Origin of the sequence: Skermanella mucosa (assembly GCF_016765655.2) — a bacterium.
Lineage (GTDB): Bacteria > Pseudomonadota > Alphaproteobacteria > Azospirillales > Azospirillaceae > Skermanella > Skermanella mucosa.
In genome coordinates this window covers 2235023-2258411 of the sequence record NZ_CP086106.1, presented here as the reverse complement: position 1 = coordinate 2258411, position 23389 = coordinate 2235023, and the positions used below count along the sequence as shown (strand labels likewise).

22 protein-coding genes are annotated in these 23389 nt (G+C 69.1%); 21 read left to right on the top strand and 1 reads right to left on the bottom strand.

What is annotated here, in order from left to right:
* Nucleotides 1-10 precede the first annotated feature (10 nt).
* The 11 genes from JL100_RS10160 to JL100_RS10110 all read left to right on the top strand — a co-directional run bounded on the left by JL100_RS10160 (nucleotide 11) and on the right by JL100_RS10110 (nucleotide 11037).
* A complete protein-coding gene (locus tag JL100_RS10160) occupies nucleotides 11-886 on the top strand; it encodes an ABC transporter ATP-binding protein (protein WP_202685140.1) in 876 nt (291 codons plus the stop codon).
* Nucleotides 883-1656 carry an ABC transporter permease gene (locus JL100_RS10155; RefSeq protein WP_202685139.1) on the top strand — a complete coding sequence of 258 codons (774 nt, stop codon included), beginning with the start codon at nucleotides 883-885 and terminating at the stop codon, nucleotides 1654-1656. The genes JL100_RS10160 and JL100_RS10155 overlap by 4 nt, the downstream gene beginning before the upstream one ends.
* A gap of 27 nt (nucleotides 1657-1683) precedes the next feature.
* Nucleotides 1684-2742: an ABC transporter substrate-binding protein gene (locus tag JL100_RS10150; RefSeq protein WP_202685138.1), complete on the top strand. Its 1059-nt coding sequence runs from the start codon at nucleotides 1684-1686 to the stop codon at nucleotides 2740-2742.
* A gap of 8 nt (nucleotides 2743-2750) precedes the next feature.
* Nucleotides 2751-4196, top strand: coding sequence for an amidohydrolase family protein (locus tag JL100_RS10145; protein ID WP_202685137.1), 1446 nt, complete (start codon nucleotides 2751-2753; stop codon nucleotides 4194-4196).
* A gap of 33 nt (nucleotides 4197-4229) precedes the next feature.
* Entirely contained in the window at nucleotides 4230-5339 is a 1110-nt protein-coding gene (atzD, locus tag JL100_RS10140) for a cyanuric acid amidohydrolase (protein WP_202685136.1), read from the top strand.
* 4 nt (nucleotides 5340-5343) lie between these two features.
* Nucleotides 5344-6303, top strand: a complete 960-nt coding sequence (locus tag JL100_RS10135; protein WP_202685135.1) for an acetamidase/formamidase family protein — start codon at nucleotides 5344-5346, stop codon at nucleotides 6301-6303.
* Nucleotides 6304-6321: 18 nt separating this feature from the next.
* Nucleotides 6322-6735 carry a DUF3830 family protein gene (locus tag JL100_RS10130; RefSeq protein WP_202685134.1) on the top strand — a complete coding sequence of 138 codons (414 nt, stop codon included), beginning with the start codon at nucleotides 6322-6324 and terminating at the stop codon, nucleotides 6733-6735.
* Nucleotides 6736-7057: 322 nt separating this feature from the next.
* Nucleotides 7058-7831 (top strand): ABC transporter ATP-binding protein, encoded by a 774-nt coding sequence (locus tag JL100_RS10125; protein ID WP_202685133.1) that lies wholly within the window; start codon nucleotides 7058-7060, stop codon nucleotides 7829-7831.
* Nucleotides 7832-7861: 30 nt separating this feature from the next.
* A complete protein-coding gene (locus tag JL100_RS10120) occupies nucleotides 7862-8719 on the top strand; it encodes an ABC transporter permease (RefSeq protein ID WP_202685132.1) in 858 nt (285 codons plus the stop codon).
* Nucleotides 8720-8768: 49 nt separating this feature from the next.
* A complete protein-coding gene (locus JL100_RS10115) occupies nucleotides 8769-9734 on the top strand; it encodes an ABC transporter substrate-binding protein (RefSeq protein ID WP_202685131.1) in 966 nt (321 codons plus the stop codon).
* Between the two features lie 34 nt (nucleotides 9735-9768).
* Nucleotides 9769-11037: an amidase gene (locus JL100_RS10110; protein ID WP_202685130.1), complete on the top strand. Its 1269-nt coding sequence runs from the start codon at nucleotides 9769-9771 to the stop codon at nucleotides 11035-11037.
* 26 nt (nucleotides 11038-11063) lie between these two features.
* Here the strand turns inward: JL100_RS10110 and JL100_RS10105 are convergent, their stop codons facing one another.
* Nucleotides 11064-12023 carry a LysR family transcriptional regulator gene (locus tag JL100_RS10105; RefSeq protein WP_202685129.1) on the bottom strand — a complete coding sequence of 320 codons (960 nt, stop codon included), beginning with the start codon at nucleotides 12021-12023 and terminating at the stop codon, nucleotides 11064-11066.
* Nucleotides 12024-12266: 243 nt separating this feature from the next.
* Between JL100_RS10105 and JL100_RS10100 the strand changes: the two genes are divergently transcribed.
* The 10 genes from JL100_RS10100 (at nucleotide 12267) to JL100_RS10055 (ending at nucleotide 23193) form a co-directional block, all read left to right on the top strand.
* A complete protein-coding gene (locus tag JL100_RS10100) occupies nucleotides 12267-13019 on the top strand; it encodes a class II aldolase/adducin family protein (RefSeq protein WP_202685128.1) in 753 nt (250 codons plus the stop codon).
* 93 nt (nucleotides 13020-13112) lie between these two features.
* Complete coding sequence (locus JL100_RS10095; RefSeq protein ID WP_202685127.1) at nucleotides 13113-14741, top strand: ABC transporter substrate-binding protein; 1629 nt, start codon at nucleotides 13113-13115, stop codon at nucleotides 14739-14741.
* A gap of 218 nt (nucleotides 14742-14959) precedes the next feature.
* On the top strand, nucleotides 14960-15937 hold the full coding sequence (locus JL100_RS10090; RefSeq protein ID WP_202685126.1) for an ABC transporter permease: 978 nt from the start codon (nucleotides 14960-14962) through the stop codon (nucleotides 15935-15937).
* 1 nt (nucleotide 15938) lies between these two features.
* A complete protein-coding gene (locus JL100_RS10085) occupies nucleotides 15939-16781 on the top strand; it encodes an ABC transporter permease (RefSeq protein ID WP_202685125.1) in 843 nt (280 codons plus the stop codon).
* A gap of 2 nt (nucleotides 16782-16783) precedes the next feature.
* Complete coding sequence (locus JL100_RS10080; protein ID WP_202685124.1) at nucleotides 16784-18472, top strand: ABC transporter ATP-binding protein; 1689 nt, start codon at nucleotides 16784-16786, stop codon at nucleotides 18470-18472.
* Nucleotides 18469-19467 carry a ketopantoate reductase family protein gene (locus JL100_RS10075; RefSeq protein WP_202685123.1) on the top strand — a complete coding sequence of 333 codons (999 nt, stop codon included), beginning with the start codon at nucleotides 18469-18471 and terminating at the stop codon, nucleotides 19465-19467. Before JL100_RS10080 ends, JL100_RS10075 begins: the two co-directional genes overlap by 4 nt.
* A 62-nt stretch (nucleotides 19468-19529) precedes the next feature.
* Nucleotides 19530-20594, top strand: a complete 1065-nt coding sequence (locus tag JL100_RS10070) for a histone deacetylase family protein (RefSeq protein WP_202685122.1) — start codon at nucleotides 19530-19532, stop codon at nucleotides 20592-20594.
* Nucleotides 20595-20611: 17 nt separating this feature from the next.
* The gene (locus JL100_RS10065) at nucleotides 20612-20932 is read left to right on the top strand and encodes a cupin domain-containing protein (protein WP_202685121.1); all 321 of its coding nucleotides are present in this window, start codon (nucleotides 20612-20614) and stop codon (nucleotides 20930-20932) included.
* Nucleotides 20933-20937: 5 nt separating this feature from the next.
* Nucleotides 20938-21873: a DMT family transporter gene (locus tag JL100_RS10060; protein ID WP_202685120.1), complete on the top strand. Its 936-nt coding sequence runs from the start codon at nucleotides 20938-20940 to the stop codon at nucleotides 21871-21873.
* 15 nt (nucleotides 21874-21888) lie between these two features.
* On the top strand, nucleotides 21889-23193 hold the full coding sequence (locus JL100_RS10055) for a M20 family metallopeptidase (RefSeq protein ID WP_202685119.1): 1305 nt from the start codon (nucleotides 21889-21891) through the stop codon (nucleotides 23191-23193).
* Nucleotides 23194-23389: the final 196 nt, after the last annotated feature.

The following is a 23389-nucleotide window of genomic DNA, read 5'->3' as shown; positions in this document are numbered from 1 at the left end:
GAGGACACCCATGAAAACGGCGAAATCACCCGCGCTGGTCCCCGTGCCCACGGTGCCGGAACCGGACCCCCAGCCCCCGCGCAGGCTGTTCATCGAGCTGGAACGGGTCACCGTCTCCTACGGGAAGGGTCCGGGCGCCACGCAGGCGCTGGCCGAGATCTCGCTCCAGGTCGATGAGGGCGACTTCATCGCGCTGGTCGGGCCGTCGGGCTGCGGCAAGAGCACGATCCTGAAGCTGGTCGGCGACCTGCTGAAGGCGTCGAGCGGCCACGTCTTCGTGGCCGGGCGGGAGGTCGGGGCCCAGGACGTGCGGATCGGCATGGCCTTCCAGAACCCGACCCTGCTGCCCTGGCTGAGCATCCGCGACAACGTCATGCTGCCGCTCAAGATCGTGCAGCCTTTCCGGGCCGACTGGAAGCGCAAGCGGCACGGCGAGTACCGCGACCGGGCCGAGGCCCTGCTGGCCAAGGTCGGCCTGGGCGGCTTCGGCGGCAAGTATCCCTGGCAGCTTTCCGGCGGCATGCAGCAGCGCGCCTCGCTGTGCCGGGCGCTGATCCACGAGCCCAACCTGCTGCTGCTGGACGAGCCGTTCGGCGCGCTGGACCAGTTCACCCGGGAGGAGCTCTGGGACATCCTCCAGACGCTGTGGATCGACGGCAAGCCGACCGTCCTGCTGGTCACCCACGACCTGCGCGAGAGCGCCTTCCTGGCCAACCGGATCGTCGTGATGAGCGCCCGCCCCGGGCGGATCCTGGTGGACGAGCCGGTCGGCTTCGCCCGCCCCCGCACGCTGGACACGACCTACCAGCCGGGATTCACCAACCTGACCCACAAGCTGCGCACCCTGATCGTCGAGGCCCGGAGCGCCGCGGGAGGTAACCCATGACCAGCCTGAAACAGGAGAAGATCGCGTCCGCCTGCCTGATCGCCGGGGTCTTCGTGGTGTGGGAGGTCGCCTGCCTGCTGTTCGGCATCAGCGAATACGTGCTGCCGCGCCCGTCCCAGATCGTCATGGTGCTGGTGGAGCGCTGGCCCGCCCTGATGCCGCACGCGGCGCAGACGCTCTACACCACGCTGGTCGGGTTCGCGCTCGGCGTCTCCGCCGGGGTGCTGATCGGGATGCTGATCGGCTCGTCCAGGCTGGCCTACAACGTGGCGTTCCCCCTGCTGGTGGGCTTCTCGTCCATTCCCAAGGTCGCGGTGGTGCCGATCTTCGTGCTGTGGTTCGGCGCCGGGACGGTGCCGGCGGTGCTCACCTCGATGATCATCTCGGTCTTCCCGGTGGTGGTGAACATGGCGACCGGGCTGGCGACCACCGAGCCGGAGCTGGAGGACGTGCTGCGCACCATGAAGGCGACCAAGCGCGACATCCTGCTGAACGTCGGGCTGCCGCGCGCCATGCCCTACCTGTTCGCCTCCCTCAAGGTCGCGGTCACGCTGTCCTTCGTCGGCACGGTCATCGCGGAGACGGTCGCGTCCAACCGGGGGATCGGCAACATGATGCTGATCGCCTCCTCCAACTTCAACGTCCCGCTGGTCTTCGCCGGGCTCTTCATCCTGGCCGGGCTGGGCATCGCGCTCTACGTCGTCTTCTCGCTGATCGAGCGCCGCGTCACCGGCTGGGCCAACCGCAAGACCGAATTCGCGATGGGCTGAGGCCCGCGCACAGCATCGGAGAACACCATGATCGACATTTCCCGCCGGGCCGCCCTGGCGGCCGGGCTCGGCCTCGCCCTCGCCGCCGCGCAGCCGTTCGCAGCCACCCCCGCACAGGCCCAGGAGCCGACGCCGATCCGCTTCACGCTGGACTGGAAGTACCAGGGCATCCACGCCTGGTACTTCGTCGCCCGGGACAAGGGCTATTTCCGGGACGAGGGGCTGGAGGTCACCATCGACCAGGGCGAGGGCTCCGCCGCCACCGTCACCCGCATCATGTCGGGCGCCTACGACGCCGGGTTCGGCGACATCAACGCCGTGATCCAGCAGGCGGCGCAGAAGCCCGGCGAGGCGCCGGTGATGGTCTACCAGCTCTACAACCGTCCGCCCTTCGCGGTGCTGACCAGGACGGACAGCGGCATCGAGGACATGAAGGACCTGGCCGGCCGCAAGGTCGGCGGCCCGGCCGGCAGTGCCGCGACCCGGCTGCTTCCGGCGCTGCTGGCGCGGAACGGCGTCGCCGTGCCGTCGGTCGAGGTGCTGAACATGCAGCCGAACCTGCAGGAGCAGATGCTGATCCGCGGCGAGGTCGCGGCCTCCCTGGTCTTCAACGTGACCAGCTACGTCAACCTGATCCAGCAGGGCCAGGACCCGGACGGGGATTTCCGGTGGCTGGACTATGCCGACCATGGGCTGGACCTCTATTCCAACGGCGTGATGGTGTCCCGGGATCTTGCCCGCGACAAGCCGGAGGCGGTCCGGGGGCTCGTCCGGGCGATCAACCGGGCGGTGCAAGACGTGATGGCCGATCCTGACATGGGCGTGAAGGCGCTGACCGCGGTCGAGCCGCTGGTCGATGCCGGCAGCGAGGGGCGCCGGGTGCGGTTCGCCTTCGACCGGTTGATGATCACGCCGGAAACGCGGAAGATCGGGCTGGGCGACGTGGACGACGCCCGGCTGGAGCGGTCCATCGCGGTGATGGCCGAAGCCTACGACCTGCCGCGCAGGCCCGAGCCGTCGCAAGTATTCGACCGGTCGTTCCTGCCGCCGCAGGACCGGCGCCTCGTCGCCGGCGCGGGGAATTGAGGCCCGACATGACGGAAAGATCCATCGCCTGCGCCGGCCTGCTGCACGGCAGGGGCTACGACCTGCGGGGGCCATGCCGGCTCTCGCTCGACGGCGGCCGGATCGCCGGCGTGGCGGGGATCGACGGGGAGGCCGACCCGCTGTTCGCCCTGCCGGTGCCGGTCAACGCCCACGACCACGCCCGGCCGGTGCGGTCCAGTTCCTTCGGGGCGGCGGGCAAGCCGCTGGAGCTCTGGCTCCAGTATCTGGCGCTGCTGCCGGCGGTGGACCCTTACCTCGCCGCCGCGGCCTCGCTGGGCCGCAGCGCCCTGGGCGGGGCCGGCGCCGTCATGGTCCACCATACGCGGGTGCAGGGATTGACCCCGCTGCCCCTGGAAGCCGCCGAGGTCGCCCGCGCCGCCGCCGACATCGGGGTGCGGATCGGCTTCGCGGTCGCGCTGAAGGACCGCAACCCGCTGGTCTACGGCCCGTCGGAGGAGGTGCTGGCCCTGATGCCGGAGGACGCCCAGCGCGAGATCGCCCGGCGGACCGGCAATGCCCCGATGCCCGTGGAGGACCAGATCCGGCTGGTCGAGGAGGTGGCCGGCGCCGCGGCCGGGGACCTGGTGGACGTGCAGTACGGGCCGACCGGCGTGCAGTGGTGCTCGCCCGGGCTGCTGCGCGCCGTCGCCGACGCCTCCGCCCGGACCGGCCGGCGGGTCCACATGCACTGCCTGGAGACGCGCTACCAGCGGGACTGGGCGGACCGGAACTTCCCGGAAGGAATGATCGCCTTCCTGAAGGGGATCGGGTTGCTGTCGCCGCGCCTGACCCTGGCCCACTGCACCTGGGCGCGGCCGGAGGAGCTTGACCTGATCGCCGAATCAGGCGCCACGATCGCGGTCAACACGGGCTCCAACCTGGGCATCCGGTCCGGCATCGCGCCGGTGGCGGAAATGGTCGCGCGCGGCTGCAAGGTAGCCTTGGGCCTGGACGGGCTGACGCTGGACGAGGACGACGACGTGCTGGGCGAGATGCGCCTCGCCAACGCGCTGCACCGCGGCTGGGGTTTCGACACCGCGATCGACGAGACGGAGATGCTGCGGATCGCCCTGGCCAACGGCCGCGCCGCCGTGACCGGGCGGGACGAGGGCGGCGCCATCGAGCCCGGAGCGCCCGCGGACCTGTTGCTGCTCGACACGGGCAAGCTGGATTCCGACCGGCTGGTGCCGGACCTGTCGCCGCGCGACCTGCTGTTCGCCCGCGCCGGCGCCGGCCACATCGCCGAAGTGATCGTGGCGGGGCGGACGGTCGCGCGGCGGGGCAAGCTGACCGGCATCGACTACGACGCCGTCCAGGCGGAGCTGCTGGACCGGCTGCGCCACGGGATCAAGGGGAACGACGCCCTGCGGACCGTGCTGCCGGAACTGGGCCGCGCGCTGCACCGGCATTTCGCGGCGGCACCCTGCTGCTGAGGCAGCCTATCGAACGGAAGACCAGGACACAGCATGACATCACGCATTCGCCCCGGCGTCGCGGTCCACCGCATCGCGACCACCGGCCCCGACGACGTGGCCGGGCTCGAACGGCTGGTCCGGGCGGGCGACCTGGACCCCGCCGGGATCGTCGCGATCCTCGGCAAGACGGAAGGCAACGGCTGCGTCAACGATTTCAGCCGGGGCTTCGCCACCCAAAGCCTCAAGCTGTTCCTCCAGGGGCATGTGGGACGGGAAGCGGCCGGTCGCGTCTGCCTGGTGATGTCCGGCGGGACCGAGGGCGCCCTCTCCCCCCACTGGATCGTGTTCGAGCGCCGGGAGTCGGATGATCCGGCGCGCGGCCCGGCGCTCGCCATGGGAAGCGCCATCACCCCCGACCTGCCGCCCGAGCATCTGGGCCGCCGCGCCCAGGTGGAGATGGTGGCGCGGGGAGTTGCCGACGCCATGGAGCGCGCGGGCATCGCCGATCCGGCCGCCGTGCATTTCGTGCAGATCAAGTGCCCGCTGCTAACGGCGGCCCGCGCCGCCGAGGCCGAGGCACGGGGCCAGGCGACCGCCACCCGCGACACCCTCAAATCCATGGGGCTGTCGCGCGGCGCCAGCGCGCTGGGCGTCGCCGTGGCGCTGGGCGAACTGGCGATCGGGGAGATCCCCGACGACGCCATCGGCACCGACATGCGGTTGTGGTCCGGCCGGGCCAGCACCTCCTCGGGGATCGAGCTGATGGGCCACGAGATCCTGGTGCTCGGCATGAGCCCGGACTGGACCGGTCCGCTCGCCATCGATCATGCGGTCATGCGCGATGCCGCCGACATCGGGCCGGTGCGCGCGGCGCTGGCGCGTCTGGGTCTCGACGCCGAGGGGCAGCTCGACGCCCCCGCAAGGACACGGGTCAGGGCCGTGCTGGCCAAGGCGGAGGCGTCGCGCACCGGCACCGTGCGGGGCCAGCGGCACACGATGCTGGACGACAGCGACATCTCCGCGACCCGGCATGCCCGCGCCTTCGTCGCCGGCGTGCTGGCCGGAACGATGGGCATGACCGACCTGTTCGTCTCCGGCGGGGCCGAGCACCAGGGACCGGACGGCGGCGGGCCGGTCGCGATCATCGCGGAACGGGCCTGAGCCCATGGCGGACCGGATCGAACTCCTCCCCGAACCCGGAACGGTGCATTGGGGCCATTTCGACGCGGCGCTGGCCCCGGTCGCCGAGATCGCCGGCGGCGACACCGTCGTCATCCATACCGTGAGCGGCGGCCGGGACGACCTGCCGCCGGCCGGTTCCGCCATGACGGTCCGGCCCGAGCACCGGCGCATCCTTGATGCCGTCGAGCCGGACATGGGGCCGCACATCATGACCGGCCCGGTCGCCGTCCGGGGGGCCGAGCCGGGCGACGCGCTCCGGGTCGAGATCCTGGACGTGGCGCTGCGCGAGGATTGGGGCTTCAACCTGATCCGGCCGGGCGCCGGAGCCCTGCCCGACCGGTTCCCCGACCACCGGCGGATCCACCTGCCGATCGACAGGGCGGCGGGAACGGTGCTGACGCCCTGGGGGCTGGAGATCCCCGCCCGGCCCTTCTTCGGGGTGATGGGCACCGCGCCGGCACCGGAGCTGGGGCGGCTCACCTCGATCGTTCCCGGCGCCTTCGGCGGCAACATCGACAACAAGGAGCTGACGGCCGGATCGGTCCTGTACCTGCCGGTCTGGACGGAAGGCGCGCTGTTCTCCGCCGGGGACGGCCACGCCGCCCAGGGCGACGGCGAGGTCTGCCTGACCGCGGTGGAGACCGGCCTGACCGGAACGTTCCGCATCGACCTGGTCAAGCGGGCGGGGCTGGCGTTTCCCCGGGCGGAAACGCCGGGCCACCTGATCACCATGGGCTTCGACGAGGACCTGGACGAGGCCGCGCGCATGGCCCTGATCGACATGATGGCGCTGATCACCGAACGCACGTCCCTGTCCGAGGAGGAAGCCTATCGGCTGTGCAGCCTTGCCGCCGACCTGCGCGTCACGCAATTGGTGAACCGGCGCAAGGGCATCCATGCCATGCTGGGGCGCTGGGCGCTCGGGACGAAACCAACCCCCTGACGGGGAGGAAGAGAGATCATGGAAAAGCTTAAAGTCACCATCGACGAGATGGTCTTCGACGCGCGGCTGGAGTTCCAGGCGGCACCGAAGACTTGTGCCGCCTTCATCGAGCGCCTGCCGTTCGACTCGCAGGTCGTCCATGTCCGCTGGAGCGGCGAAGGCGTCTGGATCCCGCTCGGCGACTATGATTTCGGCGTGGGATACGAGAACCATACCAGCTATCCGGCGCCGGGGCAGATCATCCTGTATCCCGGCGGGATCAGCGAGACCGAGATCCTGCTGGCCTATGGCGGCGTGCAGTTCGCCAGCAAGATGGGCCAGCTGGCCGGCAACCACTTCATCACCCTGACCTCGGGACTGGAGAACCTGCCCGAGGTCGGCCGCCGCGCCCTGTGGCAGGGCGCCCGGAAGATCCGGTTCGAGGCGGCGTGACGGGACGCCCGGCTCCGCGGCGGAAAGGCCGCGGGGTCGGGCTGGCGGCCGCTGCACATCAAGCGCCCAGTTTCCGCACCATATGCCGCGATGTTGGACAGAAGCCGCCGCAATGGCCGGCCCCCGTCCCAATCCTCGAACGCAATCCGCGAGATGCGGCGAATGCCTTGCAAGATAAATTCGTTAATTTGCCTTATGGCAATTGATAATTTCGTGCCGGCCCGGAACCGGAGCTGATTTCCGCCTCGATCACATCTATAATCAACATACTCTGGCATGCGTTTTGCTGCTGATCGTCTATGACTCATCGTGAGGGACGATCATGCAGGACAGAGAAACGCAACTGGAACTGACCGGCATCGCGAAGTCCTTCCGGACCCGGACGGGCACGGTACCGGTCGTCAACGACCTGACGTTCAAGATCCACGAGCGGGACTTCGTCAGCATCATCGGGCCGTCGGGCTGCGGCAAGACGACGATCTTCAACATGATCGCCGGCCTGCTGGAGCCGGATGCCGGCACCATGCGCTTCAGGGGCGAGGTGGTCACCGGCCTGCGCGGCCACATCGGCTACATGATGCAGAAGGACCTCCTGTTCCCCTGGCGCACCGTGCTCCAGAACGCCTTGCTGGGTCTGGAGATGCGCGACGTCGATCCGCGCGTCGCGAAGGAGCGGGCGCGCGAGTATCTGGCGGCCTTCGGCCTCGCCGGGTTCGAGAACGCCTATCCGAGCACCCTGTCCGGCGGGCAGCGGCAGCGCGTGGCGCTGATCCGGACGCTGGTCATGGACCCCGACATCCTGCTGCTGGACGAGCCCTTCTCGGCGCTCGACTACCAGACCCGCCTGCACCTGGAGGGGGTGCTGGTCGATGCCGTGGAGAAGTCCGGCAAGACGGTCATCCTGATCACCCACGACGTGGACGAGGCCGTGGCGCTGTCGAAGCGCGTCGTCGTGCTGAGCGGTCGGCCGTCGCGGGTGAAGGCGGTCCACGACATCGAGATATCCTGCCACTCCCCCGTGGAATCGCGGAGCGACCCGCACTTCTCCCAGTATTTCAACCTGCTGTGCAGCGAACTCGAAATCCAGACACGCTGAGGCCAGACACGCAAGGATCGCATCATGACAATGACCGCATCACGCATCCAGGCTTCCGCCAAAGCCCTGCCGGGCCGGGCCTGGTCGCGCTTTTCCCTGGGAGAGGCCGGCGGCGGGTTCGCCCGGGCGGGCATCCAGGTGCTGGCGGTGGCGGCCTTCTTCGCCGCCTGGGAGATCGGCGTCAGGACCGGCGCGATCTCCGGCTTCCTGGTCGGGCAGCCGTCCGGGATCTTCGCCAATTTCGGCCGCTTCATCGCCGACGGGTCGCTGTTCGTCGATGCCGGCTACACGGCGCTGGAGGCCATCGTCGGCTTCGCCATCGGGACGCTCCTGGGAACCACGCTCGGCCTGTCCCTGTGGTACTCGGAGAATGTCGCGCGCATCGTCGAGCCCTTCGTGATCGCGCTCAACAGCGTGCCGAAGATCGCGCTGGCACCTCTGATCATCCTGTGGTTCGGCACCGGCTACTCCGCGAAGATCGCCCTGGTCATCGCGATGACCGCGATCGTCGCGCTGATCACCGCCTATCAGGCGGCCCGGGATTCCGACAAGGACCTCCAGCGGCTGCTGGCCTCCATGGGCGCCGACAAGCACCGGATCTTCTACAAGGCGGTGATCCCGTCGTCGCTTCCGGCCGTCATCGCCACCTTCCGGATCAATATCGGCTTCGCGCTGGTCGGCGCGGTGGTGGGCGAGTTCATCTCCTCCCAGCACGGGCTGGGGCACCTCGTCTTCACCGCGTCCAACCTCTACGACCTAAACACGGTCTGGGTCGGGCTCTTCTCGCTGATGATCCTGGGCTTCGCCCTCTACCACCTCGTCAACTTCGTCGAACGGCGCGTCCTGCCCTGGAAGCAGGAGCAGAGCTCCCGGCAGGTCGCGGCCTGACCTCCGGCCCCCGTCCCCTATCCGACCTTTCACGCATCCGGAGTTGGACATGAAGAAACTCGTCGCAGCCCTGGCATCCGCCGCCCTGCTCTCCCTGACCGCGCCGGCGCTGGCGCAGGGCGGGGCGAAGACGGACGTCACCATCTCGCAGGCGTTCCAGTCGCTCCTCTACCTTCCCCTCTATGTCGGCATGGAGAAGGGCTTCTTCGCCGAGGAAGGCTTGAACGTTACCAAGGAGACGGCAGGCTCGGGGCCGACCGCGCTCAATTCGGTGATCGCCGGCAGCGCTGATTTCTCGCTGCACGGGCCGGAATGGACCGCCATCGCCTTCGAGAAGGGCGCCCCGGTCAAGACCATCGCCAACGTCGTCAATGGCGCCGCCGTCTGGATCTTGGCCGACGCGGATTTCGACTACAAGGGTCCCGAGAGCTTCGCCGACCAGACCGTGGTCGCCGGGATGATGCCGACCACCAGCACCTCCCTGTTCCTCAAGCTCCTGAAGGAAAGCGGCGTTTCCCAGGATTCCGTCCGCATGACCCAGGTCCAGATCGGCGCCGAGCCGGCACCCTTCATCGGCGGCCAGGCGCCGCTGGCCGTGATGTACGAGCCGGGCGTCGACCAAGCGGTGGCCCAGGGCAAGAAGGTGGTCTATTCCTTCCCGAAGGAATACGGCGCCTATGCCTTCTCCACCATCATGGCGCGCAGCAACGTCGATGCCGGCAAGGCCCAGGCCTTCGTCAACGGCCTCCAGAAGGCGCTGGCCATGATCCAGCAGGACCCGCAGGAGGCAGCACGGATCGCCCAGGGCCAGTTCCCCAACCTCGATCAGAAGGTCGTCGCCGCGGCGGTCGAGCGGATGGTCAAGGAAGGCGTCTACGCCCCCAGCGTGGACATCACCGAGGACGGGATGAGCACCAGCCTCGGCGTGCAGATCGCGCTGGGGAACCTGGGATCGCAGCCGGAGTTCGAGCAGTTCGTGGACAAGCAGTTCATCACCAAGGCGCTTTCCCGATGAGCCTTCATGAAGCTATTCGCCTGGGAGCAGCACAGTGACGGCATTCCCATCCACCCTTCGGCGGATCGCGGGCGGCGGTGCCGGCGACGCGGTGCCCGCGGCGCTGGCGGAAGCGGCCCGCCTCGACGGCCGGCTCCACGCCTTCGCCCACCTGCCAGGTGAGGCTGCGGCGCAGGCCGACGGCGGCCCGCTCGCCGGGGTGCCGGTCGCGGTCAAGGACATCATCGATACCGCGGACATGCCGACCGGCTACGGCTCGCGGATCGATCCCGGTTTCCGGCCGGCGGCGGACGCCTGGATCGTTGAGCGGATCCGGCGTCTCGGTGGCACCGTGATCGGGAAGACGGTCACGACGGAGTTCGCCTGGCGCAACCCCGGCCCGACGGTCAATCCGCACGACGAGTCCCGCACGCCCGGCGGCTCGTCCAGCGGGTCGGCGGCGGCGGTCGGGGCGGGCATAGTCCCGCTGGCGATCGGCACCCAGACCATCGGCTCGGTGATCCGGCCGGCCGCCTTCTGCGGCGTGGTGGGGTTCAAGCCGAGCTTCGGCGCGATCCCGCGGACCGGCGTCCATCCGCTGGCCTGGTCGCTCGACCATGTCGGGCTGTTCACCCCGTCGGTGGCGGACGCGGCCTACGCCCTCGGGCATTTCGCGGCGGCGGACCCGTCCGACCCCCACGGCATGGTCCCGGACGGCCTGGACGGCGACGCTTCCGCCCTGCCGACGCCGCGCATCGCGGTGATCGATCCGCCGGCATGGGATCGTGTCGGTCCCGACCAGCGGGCCGCCCGCGACCGGGCGGCCGAAGCCCTGGCGGCGGCCGGCGCCGTCGTCGAGACGGTCAAGCTGGACGGTGCGTACGGCAGGACCCTGGAGGACATCATGACGGTGCTGAGGGTGGAGGCCCGGCACATCTTCCGGGACCGCGTCGAGCGGTTTCCCAACCGGACCAGCCGTCATCTCCAGGCCCTGGTCACCGACGGGCGGGGCATCGACGCGGAGACCTATGTCGGGGCGCTGGGGCGGCAGAAGAGCCTGCGGCACGGCATGGCTTCCCACTTCGACGGGTTCGACGCCGTCCTGACCGTTCCCGCCACGGGAGAAGCCCCGAAGGGATTGGACGACACCGGCGACCCGGCGCTCTGCGCGCCCTGGACCTTCATCGGCGCCCCGGCGATCACCCTGCCGTGCGGAAAAGGACCGAACGGCATGCCGCTCGGCATCCAGCTGGTGGCGCCCTGGCGGCGGGATGCCCGTCTTCTGGCTGTCGCCGCCTTCGCCGAGCAGGCACTGGCATCCTGAGGTCCGGCAGGGCTTTTTCGACCGTTTCAGGTCGGCAGTCGCCGGTCGATGGGCAGATCGCGGATCTGGGCGAGCAGCATCTCCCGGAACGCGATCTCGGCCCGGTTGAACCTGGACTGCGGGTTCCAGATCAGATGCACGTCCACCGGGGCCACCCCTTCATAGGGGGGCAATTCCCACAACTCCCCGTCGGCCACGTCGCGGGCGGCGGTGTGATCCGGAAGCGGGCCGAGGCCGAGACCGCAGACGATCATGCGCCGCACCTCCTCCAGGTTGGCGGAGGCGCCGACGATCCGGCCGCCGAACCCTTCCCGCGCGCGGAACACCGCCAGCGGCGACAGGGTGCCGTCGATCTGGTCGGTGGTGAAGGACACGAAATCCTCCTTCCGCAGGTCGGCGACGTCGAGGCCCTCGCGGCCGTAGAACCTGTGACCGCGCCCGCAATAGAGGCGGTAGGTCTGGTGGATCAGCACCTCGCTGCGCAGTCCCGGGATCGGTTCGCGCATCAGGCAGATGCCCAACGTGCCGATCTTCTGCTGCAGGGCGACGTGGATGTCGGTCGAAGGGATGACGTCGATGCGGAACGTCACCTTCGGGTAGCGGGCGTGAAACTCCTTCAGGACGCGGTCGAACAGCACCGTCTGGATCCGGCTGGTCAGGAAGATCCTGACATGGCCGGAAATCTCCTCGTGGATTTCCCGCACCAGGATGCCGAAACGGCTGATCGTACCGTAGATGTCCACGACCTCCCGGTAGATCGTTTCTCCGGCCTCCGTGACGCGGAAACGGCCCTGCCCGCGCTCGATCATCTCCCGGCCCAGGCGCGCCTCCAGCCGTTTCAGCGCCAAGCTCACCGCCGGCTGGGTCAGGAACAGCCGGTTGGCGGCCGCCGTGATGCTGCCCTCCTGCACGATCACCATGAAGGTGCGCAGGAGGTTCCAGTCGAGCTGGTTGCCGAGCTTGTCCAGTTCACGCTGCTGCGCCATGCGTTGCGGTCCTGTATGCGTGCCATAAGTCCGGCTAAGGGAGCCGTAGGGCCAGGGCGGCGGAATCGCGGCCGATCCGCCCGCTGCCCGCCGTTCGGCGGCACCTGCAAGGCCCCGGTCCATAATCCTGGTTTATGGGGGCGATGAGAATTGCCAATTTGCCGGACGCCATTTTTCCTCATCGTAATGAACGGGTCGCCGAAGCCGGCGCCCGCCCTTCCGACAATCGAACAGGAGTTCTCCATGGCCTCGAAACAGGACAAGGTGTCGCCCGCGGAGTGGAAGACCCGCGTCGATCTGGCGGCGGCCTATCGACTGTTTCACCTGCTCGGCATGACCGACCTGATCTACACCCACATGTCGGCGCGCGTGCCCGACCAGGAAGGCCGTTTCCTGATCAATCCCTACGGCCTGATGTTCCACGAGGTCACCGCGTCCAACCTGATCAAGGTGGACGGCGAAGGCAACCTGGCCGAGGACAGCGAGGGTGAAGCCAATCCGGCCGGTTTCACCATCCACTCGGCGCTGCACATGGCGAGGCCGGACATCGGGTGCGCGATCCACCTGCACACCCACGCCGGCATGGCGGTCAGCGCGCAGGCGGACGGGCTGCTGCCGATCACCCAGCATTCGCTCCGCTGGTACGGCCGCATCGCCTATCACGACTACGAGGGCATCGCGCTGGATCATGCCGAGCGCGAGCGGCTGGCCCGCGACCTTGGGAACCACCATTCCATGATCCTGCGCAACCACGGCCTGTTGACAGTCGGCCGTGACGTGCCGGAGGCGGCGGTGTTGATGTATTACCTGGAGCAGAGCTGCCGCACCCAGATCGCGGCGCTGTCCGGCGGCCGGCCCCTGGTGACGCCCTCGCCGGAAGTCTGCGAGCATACCGCGCTTCAGTACGAGAAAGCCTATCCCCGCGCCGGCGTCCTCGAATGGGGTCCCCTGCTGCGCTGGGTCGATGGCCAGAGCGGCGACGGCTACCGGGCCTGACGCGCCGGGAAACGAATGGCCCGGAAAACGAATAGAAAGACCGGTGCGTGAAACCTCCGGCGGAAAAACATGAACAGGGAAGTGGAGAAGAACATGAGCAACCGACTGGCGTACTTGCGCCGCCTCACCGCCTCGGGAGCGGTCGCGGCGGCCCTTCTCGCTCCCGCGGCACTCGTCGCGACCGCCGCGGGGCCGGCCCTGGCCCAGGAGCAGGTGCAGAAGGGCGGGACGCTCAACGTCATCGTCCAGCCCGAACCCCCGATCCTGGTCCTCGGCCTCAACCAGCAGGGCCCGACCCAGACGGTCGCCGGCAAGATCTATGAAGGGTTGCTGCGCTACGACCACGACCTGAACCCCATGCCGGGACTGGCGGAAAGCTGGGAAGTTTCGCCCGATGGCCTGACCTACACTTTCAAGCTGCGCCGGAACGCGAAGTGGCACGACGGAACGCCGTTCACGGCCAAGGACGTGGTTTTCACCACTTCCAAGTTCCTGCCCGAGGTCCATCCCCGCGCCCGCGCCAACTTCAGCCATGTCGAGAGCATCGAGGCGCCCGACGACTACACCGTCACCTTCAAGCTGAAGCAGCCGTTCCCGGCCTTCATGAAGGCTTTCGAGGTTTCCTCGGCACCGATGATGCCGGCGCACATCTACGAAGGCACCGACTACAAGCAGAACCCCAAGAATTCGACCCCGATCGGCACCGGGCCGTTCAAGTTCGAGCAGTGGGTCAAGGGCAGCCACATCCACCTGGTCAGGAACGCGGACTATTACCTCGACGGCAAGCCTTACCTGGACGGAATCTATTTCAGGGTGATCCCCGACGCCGCCAGCCGCGCGCTGGCCCTGGAGAGCGGACAGGTCGACATCAGCCAGTTCAACGACGTCGAGCCGTTCGACGTGCCGCGCCTGAAGGAGCTGCCGCACCTCACCATGACCACCAAGGGCTACGAATTCGTCGCCCCGCTGTCCTGGATCGAGATCAACACCCGCACGGCCCCGCTGGACGACAAACGCTTCCGGCAGGCCCTGGCCCACGGTCTGAACCGCGAGTTCATCCGCGACCGGATCTGGTTCGGGCTGGGCCGCGTCGCGACCGGTCCGGTCAATTCGGTCACCCCGTTCTACGAGCCGGACGTCCCCCAGTACGAGTACGACACCGACAAGGCCGAGGAACTGCTGGACGAGATGGGCCTGGAGGCCGACGGTAGCGGCGTGCGGGCCGAGATCACCCTGACCCCCATGCCCTATGGCGAGACCTGGGCGCGCCTGGGCGAGTACATCAAGCAATCCTGGGGCAAGATCGGCGTCAAGGTGAACCTGGAGAGCACCGACGTCGCCGGCTGGGTCCAGAAGGTGTCCAATTGGGATTACCGGGCGACCAACAACTTCGTCTACCAGTACGGCGACCCGTCGCTGGGCGTGGCGCGGACCTACATCTCCGACAATATCCGCAAGGGCGTGATGTTCTCCAACACCATGGGCTATTCCAACCCCAAGGTCGACGAGCTGTTCGCCAAGGCCGCGGTGGAGAACGACCCCAAGCAGCGCGGCGCGCAGTTGAGCGAGGCCCAGAAGATCCTGGTCGGCGACATGCCGGTGATCTGGTTGCTGGAGATGGAGTTCCCGACCTTCGTCAACAAGCGAGTCCACAACGCGGTGACCACCGCAATCGGCACGTCCGAAAACTTCGCCGACACCTGGGTCGAGAAGAAGAAGTGACGGGCAACACCGACTCCTTCGAAACCAGTGATCTTGGTCGGTTCGCGTAGGTCGGCCTCGGCCGAAGGCCGACGCCGACACTTCGGCCGGGGCGTCGATGCGGGGTGTCGGCGTTCGCCCTGCGGGCGAAGGCCGACCTACGGCAATCCGCGCAGCCGCGGCTTATCGAAACCACTGTGCCGAACCACCGAGGCTCCCAGCGAAAGGGCTGAACGGCAATGGCCGCCATCGCATCGTTCCTGGGAAGGCGGCTGATAAAGTCCGTCTTCATCCTGTTCGCCATCGTGGTGATCAATTTCCTGCTGGTGCGCGCCGCCCCGGGCGACCCGGCCATGGTCATGGCCGGCGAGGCCGGGGCCGCCGACCAGCAATATGTCGAGCAGCTTCGCGAACAGTTCGGCCTGGACCGGCCGCTGTACGAACAGCTCGGAATCTACCTGGCCGACGTGGCGACCGGCGATCTCGGCTACTCCTACCGGCAGCAGCGGCCGGTATGGGACCTGATCGCCGACCGCCTGCCGCCGACGCTGATCCTGACCGGCTGCGCCTTCATCCTGGCGCTGACCGCCGGCATCCTGCTCGGCACCCTGGCGGCGATGAATGTCGGCCGATGGTCGGACACCGCCATAACCGTGCTGGCGCTGCTCAGCTACGCCACGCCGATCTTCTGGGTCGGCCTGATGCTGATCCTGCTGTTCTCGGTCCAGCTCGGCTGGCTGCCGGCCTTCGGCTACGAGACCGTCGGCGGCGGATACGAGGGACTGGACCGCGCCGCCGACATCGCGACGCACCTGATCCTGCCGGTCGTCACGCTGGGGCTGTTCTACATGGCGGTCTATGCCCGGCTGACCCGCGCCTCGATCCTGGAGGTGCGCGACATGGATTTCGTCAAGACCGCCCGCGCCAAGGGGCTGACCGAGACCCGCATCGTCTTCAGGCACGTGCTGCGGAACGCCATCCTGCCGGTCATCACCTTCGCCGGGATCCAGGCCGGCCAGCTGGTCGGCGGCTCGATCCTGGTCGAGACGGTGTTCGCCTGGCCCGGCATCGGCCGGCTGGCCTTCGACGCCGTCCTGCAGCGGGACTATCAGGTCCTGCTCGGCATCTTCTTCGTGACCTCGGTGATGGTGATCGTCTTCAACATCATCACCGACCTGGTCTATTCCCTCGTCGATCCCCGCATCGAGGTGGCCTGACATGAGCCGTGACTTCTGGAAGGCCTTCGCGCGGAACCGGGGCGCCGTCGTCGGCCTGGCGATCCTGGCGCTGGTCGTGCTGTGCGCCATCTTCGCCAACCTGCTCTATCCGGACAGCCCCTGGGACATGGTCGCGATCCCGTTCCAGCCGCCCCTGTCGGAGGACGCGCTGCTCGGCTCCGACACGCTGGGGCGCGACATCGCGTCCGGCATCGTCCACGGCGCGCGGGTGTCGCTGCTGATCGGCATCGCCTCCACCGCGGTGGCGCTGCTGATCGGCGTCACCCTGGGCGCCACCGCCGGGTACCACGGCGGTGCCATCGACGACGCGATCATGCGCTTCACGGAGCTGTTCCAGACCATCCCCAACTTCGTGCTGGCGGTGGTCCTGGTCGCGATCTTCACGCCCAACATCACCAACATCACCATCGCGATCGCCATCGTGAGCTGGCCGCCGCTGGCCCGGCTGGCGCGGGGCGAGTTCATGGCGCTGCGTTCGCGGGAGTTCGTGCAGGCGGCCGTCACGACCGGCCAGGGCACCGGCACCATCATCCTGCGCCAGATCCTGCCCAACAGCCTGTCGCCGATCATCGTCGCGGCCTCCCTGACCGTGGCGACGGCGATCCTGCTGGAAAGCTCGCTGAGCTTCCTGGGCCTGGGCGACCCCAACGTGATGAGCTGGGGATACATGATCGGCGCCGCCCGCACCGTCATCCGGCAGGCGTGGTGGATGAGCTTCTTCCCCGGCATCGCGATCCTGCTGACCGTGCTGGCGCTGAACCTCGTCGGCGAGGGGCTGAACGACGCCCTCAATCCGAAACTGGCTCGCAAGGGAAGGGCATGACCATGGCGCCCGGTGAAACCGCCGACGACATTCTGCTCGACGTCCGCGACCTGACCGTCGCCCTGCCCCACGGGGCGGAGCGGCCCCACGCGGTCGAGGCCGTCAGCCTCCGGATCCACAGGAACGAGATCCTGTGCGTGGTCGGCGAGTCCGGCTCCGGCAAGTCGATGACCGCCCACGCCATCATGGGCCTGCTCCCGAAGCCGCATGTCAGGGTGGCGGGTGGCCAGGCCGACTATCTCGGCCGCGACATCCTGGCCATGAGCGACGCCGAGCAGCGGTCCCTGCGCGGCGGCCGCATCGCGATGATCTTCCAGGAGCCGATGACGGCGCTCAATCCGCTGATGAAGGTCGGCGACCAGATCGAGGAGAGCCTGAAGGCCCACTCCGCCATGGACAGGGCGGCCCGGCGCGCCCGCGTCCTGGAACTGCTGGAGGATGTCGGCCTGCCCGACCCGGAACGGCTGCGGCGCAGCTACCCGTTCCGCCTGTCCGGCGGCCAGCGGCAGCGGGTCATGATCGCCATGGCCCTGGCGCTGGAACCCGACTTGCTGATCGCGGACGAGCCCACAACGGCACTGGACGTGACGACGCAGCGGCAGATCCTCGACCTGATCCGCAAGATCCAGACCGAGCGCCGGATGGGCGTCATGTTCATCACCCACGATTTCGGCGTCGTGGCCGAGATCGCGACCACGGTCGCGGTCATGCAGCATGGCAAGTGCGTCGAGGTCGGGCCGGCCGAGCAGGTGCTGAACCGCCCCCGGCATCCCTATACCTGCGAGCTGATCGCCGCCGTGCCGCACTATATCGAGCACCGCGCCGACTTCACCAAGCGGGGCGACGCCCTGCTGACGGCGGACAAGGTGCGGAAGGTCTTCCATATCGGCGGCGGCCTGTTCCGCAAGGGCCGGGAACTGGTGGCCGGCGACGACATCAGCCTCACCATCCATCCCGGCGAGACGCTGGGCGTGGTGGGAGAGAGCGGGTCCGGCAAATCGACGCTCGGCCGCTGCATCGTCGGCCTGAACAAGGCCGACGGCGGGCGCATCCTGTTCCAGGGCCAGGACCTGGCGGGGCTGAGCCGGAAGCAGTTCCGGCCGGTCCGCAAGGACATCCAGATGATCTTCCAGGACCCCTATGCCTCGCTCAACCCGCGGCACCGGGTGGCTGATATCATCGCCCAGGGGCCGGTGGCGTTCGGGGAGCCGAAGGAAAAGGCGGCGGCTCGGGCGCGCGAACTGCTTCGGCTGGTGGGACTGCCGGAGAGCGCCGCGGACCGCTATCCGCACGAGTTCTCCGGCGGGCAGCGCCAGCGCATCTCCATCGCCCGCGCGCTGGCGCTGGAGCCGAAGCTGATCATCGCGGACGAGCCGGTGTCGGCCCTGGACGTGTCGGTGCAGCGGCAGGTGCTCGACCTGCTCGACGAGATCCGCCACCGGCTGGGGCTCGCCATGCTGTTCATCACCCACGACCTGCGGATCGCGGCCCAGGTCTGCGACACCATCGCGGTCATGCAGCGGGGCCGCGTGGTCGAGCTGAACACCGCGCGCGAGGTCTTCCAGAACCCGCGGCACGCCTATACCCGGACCCTGCTCGACGCGATCCCGGGCAAGGAGTGGGAGATCCCGGAAAACCTCCGGCACCGGCACGGCGCTTCCGGCACCGCCGGCCGGGGAGCGGTGGCATGAGGAAGATCGCCGTCGTGGGGGCGGGATCCATCGGCTGCCTGCTGGCCGCCCGCCTGACCACGACGCCGGCCGAGGTGACGCTGGTCGCCCGCCCCCGGGCCGCCGAGGCGATCGGCCGGGACGGGATCACCCTGGCGACGCCGCTGGGGCGCGTCTCCCGCGTGCCGGTCCGGGTGACCGACGATGCCCTGTCGGCCGGGACGCAGGACGCGGTCTTCCTGTGCGTGAAGGCGCACGCGCTGGGCGGCGCGCTCGACACGCTGGCCAGCCTCGCCGGGCCGGAGACCGCCGTGGTGCCCATGGTCAACGGCATCCCCTGGTGGTACCCGCTGGGCCAGCCGGAGCCGCTGGGGTCGTACCGGCTGAAGTCCGTGGACCCGGACGGCACGCTGTGGCGGTCGATCCCGGCGGACCGGCTGGTCGGGGCCGTCGCCTGGGTGTCGGTCGAGGGGGAGGCGCCGGGCCGCATCCGCCATGTGGACGACCAGCGCTTCGTCTTCGGCGACCCGCTCGGCCGCAGGACGCAGGCGGTGGAAGGCATCGTCGAGCTGTTCAGCCTCGCCGGGTTCCAGGCGCGCGGCAGCCTCGACATCCGCTCCGACATCTGGACCAAGCTGTGGGGCAACCTCGCCTTCAACCCGCTGAGCGCCCTGACCGGAGCCACCATGGGGGCGCTGTGCGTCGATCCCGGGACCCGCACGGTGGCCAGGACGCTGATGCAGGAGGCCCGCGCCGTGGCCGAGCGCCTGGGCGTCCGGTCCGCCGCCGACATCGATGCGCGCATCGCGGCGGCCGCCGCGGTCGGCGACTTCAGGACCAGCATGCTTCAGGACATGGAAGCCGGCCGGCGGCTGGAGATCGAGGCGATCGTCCGCGCCGTAGCCGAGCTGGGAGCGCTGGCCGGGGTGCCGACGCCGACCGTGGAGACGGTCGCCGCCCTGGTGGAGATGAGGGCCCGCCAGCGCGGCAGCGGCCCGGCCGGCATGGCGGCCTGAACGGGCATGACGGAAACCTTCCCCACCCGCGCGACAGCGCCACCAAACTGACGGAGACCCCGATGCGCTGCTTCCACCATCCCGATACCGTGCTGCACCGGCCGCCGCAGTTCCTGGTGCGCGGCCAGCCCAAGCCGGTGCCAGAGAAGCCCGAGCGCGTGCAGGCCGTGCTCGACGCCCTCGTCCGGCGCGGCGACCGCCTGGAACAGGCCCCGGACGCGGGGGCGGCACCCCGGGCCGCCGTGCATTCGCCGGAATACCTGGCCTTCCTGGAAACCGCCCACGCCCGCTGGACGGCCCTGCCCGACGCCTCGCCGGCGGTGATCCCCAACGTCCATCGCGGGCCGGACATGCTCTCGTACCCCTCCGGCGTGGTCGGCCAGGCGGGCTTCCACATGAGCGACACGGCCTGCCCGATCGCCGAGGGAACCTGGGCGGCCACCAAGGCGGCCTCCGACTGCGCCGTGGCCGCGGCGCGGGCCGTCGCCACGGGCGGAGAGGCGGCGGCCTACGCGCTCTGCCGGCCGCCGGGGCACCATGCCGGCCGGGACATGGCGGGTGGCTTCTGCTACCTGAACCATGCCGCGATCGCGGCGCAGGAGGCGCTTCGCCTGCTGGCGGCGCGCGGCCTGCCGCCGCGCGTGGCGGTGTTCGACGTGGACGTCCACCACGGCAACGGCACCCAGGCGATCTTCCGGGAGCGCGACGACGTGTTCTTCGTGTCGGTCCACGCCGACCCGATGGAGTTCTATCCCTTCATGGCCGGCCATGCGCACGAGCGCGGCACTGGCCGCGGGGAAGGTTACACCCTCAACCTGCCCCTGCCGCTCGGCACCTCCGAGGAAGCCTTCCTGGCCTCGGTCGGGGACGGCCTTGCCGCCATCGGGCGGTTCGCCCCGTCGCTGCTCGTCCTGTCCTTGGGCTTCGACACCTTCAAGAACGATCCCCTGGCGGCCTTCGGCGTCACCACGCCCGGCTTCGGCCGGCTGGGCCGCATCATCGCCGAGGCGGCCCTGCCGACGGTGCTGATCCAGGAAGGCGGCTACGCGGTCGACCACCTCGCCGCGAACCTCGCGAGCTTCCTGGACGGGTTCGAAGCCGCCCACCGCCTCCCTTCCGCCTCCTGACCCCGGAAACCCAAGCCATGACCGACACTGCCTCCCGCCCCAAGGCGACGCCGCACCAGCACCTCGAGAACGGCCGCACCCGCGTCACCGAGTGGCGCTTCGCGCCGGGTGCCGAGACGGGCGCCCATACCCACGAGTACGACTACGTGATCGTCCCGGTCACCCGCAGCCGCATGCGGCTGGAAATGCCGGACGGCACGGTGAACCATGCCGAGTTGGAGCCCGGCCGGAGCTATTTCCGCTCCGCCGGCGTGTCGCACAACGTGATCAACGACGGCGACGGCGATCTCGTCTTCGTGGAGGTCGAGTTCCTGGAGCCCGCTTCGGCCCGGTCATAGCCGCGATGGGCTCGCACGCCGAAGCACCGTCCGCCGGCACCATTCCCGATGCCCGGCAGACCGTCGCGAAGGTCGTGCTGATCCTGGCGATCGGGCTGTTCTGGGGCGGCAACTGGCCGGCGGTGAAAACGGTGCTGTTCGAGTTGCCGCCCATCACGCTCCGCGCCATCGGCTTCTCCACGGGAGCGCTGGCGCTGCTGGCCTGGGCACGGGCCAGGGGACTCCCGCTGAAGGTGCCTGCTGCGGAAATGCCGTGGCTGGCGGCGACGGGTCTGCTCAACATCCTCGCCTTCAATCTCTGCACGGCCTTCGCGCAGCTGATGATGCCGACCTCGCGCGCCGCCATCATCGCCTTCACCATGCCGGTCTGGGCCGCCCTGCTGGCGATCCCCTTCCTGGGCGAGCGGCCGGGCGGGCGGCAGGTCGTCGGCCTGACGCTCGGGCTGGGCGGGCTGCTGGTCTTGCTCGGTCCGGAAGCCCTGCGGGGTGGAGCCGGGAACCTTGCGGGACCGCTCCTGGTCATCACTGCGGCCGTGTCCTGGGCCCTGGGGACCGTGCTGATGAAACGGCGCGGCATTTGGGAGAGCCACGCCGTCGTGGTGACCGGCTGGCAATACGCCCTGTCGGCCCTGCCGGTGATCGTCCTGGCGGCCGTGCTGGAGTCCGCGCCGGGGCCGGCCTCCTGGCACCTGTCGACCTGGCTGGCCCTGGGCTATCACCTCGTCTTCTCCATCTGCGTCGCGCAGATCCTGTGGTTCGTCATCGTCAAGCGGCTCACCGTCGCGCAATCGACCATCGCCACCCTGGTGATACCGGTGGTGGGCGTCGCCGGCTCCGTCCTGGTCCTCGGCGACCCGCTGACGGCGCGCGTGCTGGTCTCGCTCGCCCTGGTGGTTTCCGCCGTCGCCTGCGTCATGGTGCGGCGGCGCCGGAACGGATGAAAAAGGAGAAAAACAATGGACAAGGGTATTGCTTCCGACGGCGGGCTTCCGGACGGGGGATTGCGGCAGGCCGTCATCGACGCGGTTGACGCGCTCCAGGACGCCAACGTGGCGCTGCTGTCCGCCCTGGTGGGGGAACCCTCCACGCTCGGCAACGAACAGGGCGCCCAGGCCGTGATGGAATCGGCGTTCGCCGATCTGGGACTGGAGGTGGACCGCTTCGCCATCGACGAGGACGCGATCCGCGCCCTGCCCGGCTACTCCCCCTCGGTCATGTCCTATGACGGGCGGGAGAATGTGGTGGGCATCCACCGGCCGCGCGGGGCGACGGGGCGCTCGCTCATCCTGAACGGCCATATCGACGTGGTTCCCGAAGGACCGGGAGAGCTCTGGAGCAACCCGCCCTATGAGCCCGTGGTGCGCGACGGGCGGCTGTTCGGCCGTGGCTCCGGCGACATGAAGGCCGGGATCGCCGCCTACACCACCGCCTTCCGGGCGCTCCGCGAGCTGGGGTTCGCCCCGGCGGCGCCGGTCTATCTCCAGTCCGTGGTGGAGGAGGAATGCACCGGCAACGGCGCGCTGGCCTGCCTCCACCGCGGCTACCGCGCCGACGCCGCGGTCATCCCCGAGCCCTTCGACCACACCCTCATGACGGCGCAGCTGGGCGTGATGTGGGTGCGCCTGACCGTCACCGGCAAGCCGGCGCATGTGCTGGACACCTCGGCCGGGAGCAACGCCATCGAGAGCGCCTTCGCCCTGATGGACCGTCTGCGCCGGCTGGAGGAGCGCTGGAACGAGCCGGGACATCGCCATCCCGCATACGCCGACCACCGCCATCCCGTGAACTTCAACCTGGGCAGGATCGAGGGCGGCGAATGGACGTCCTCGGTTCCGTCGCGCTGCACGATCGACGTCCGGATCGGCTTCTATCCCGGCATGACCACGGCCGAGGTGCGCGACGCCGTCCTGGGAACCGTGCGCGAGGCGGAAAGGGAGCTGGGCGGGCTGCGGGTCGAGGTGGAGTGGCGGGGCTTCCAGGCCGAGGGCTGCGTGATCGACCGACAGCACCCGATGATGCGCATGCTGGCCGACAGCCACCGGACGGTGCTCGGCGGCGAACCGGCCGACCTGGCCGCGACCTGCACCACCGATGCCCGCTTCTTCAATCTCTACGGAAACACGCCGGCCACCTGCTACGGCCCCGAGGCCGCCGGCATCCACGGCATCGATGAGTCCGTGTCGCTCGACAGCCTGCGGGACGTGACGCGGGTCCTCGCCCTGTTCATGGCGGGCTGGTGCGGCCTGGAGAGGGCCGGCTGAGGATAACGAGCCGGCTCGGCAGTTCGACATTCGACCGGACCCGCACTACCTCGTCGAAGGTGCCGCCTTCCACGAGGTGGCTGCGGTATCCGGACCCATGAACCTTGGCCAACGCCTGGTGCGGACAGTGGAATCGATGGTGCTCCAGTCCACGATCCGAGAGCCGACACAAGAACATTAACCTATTATTTTAATA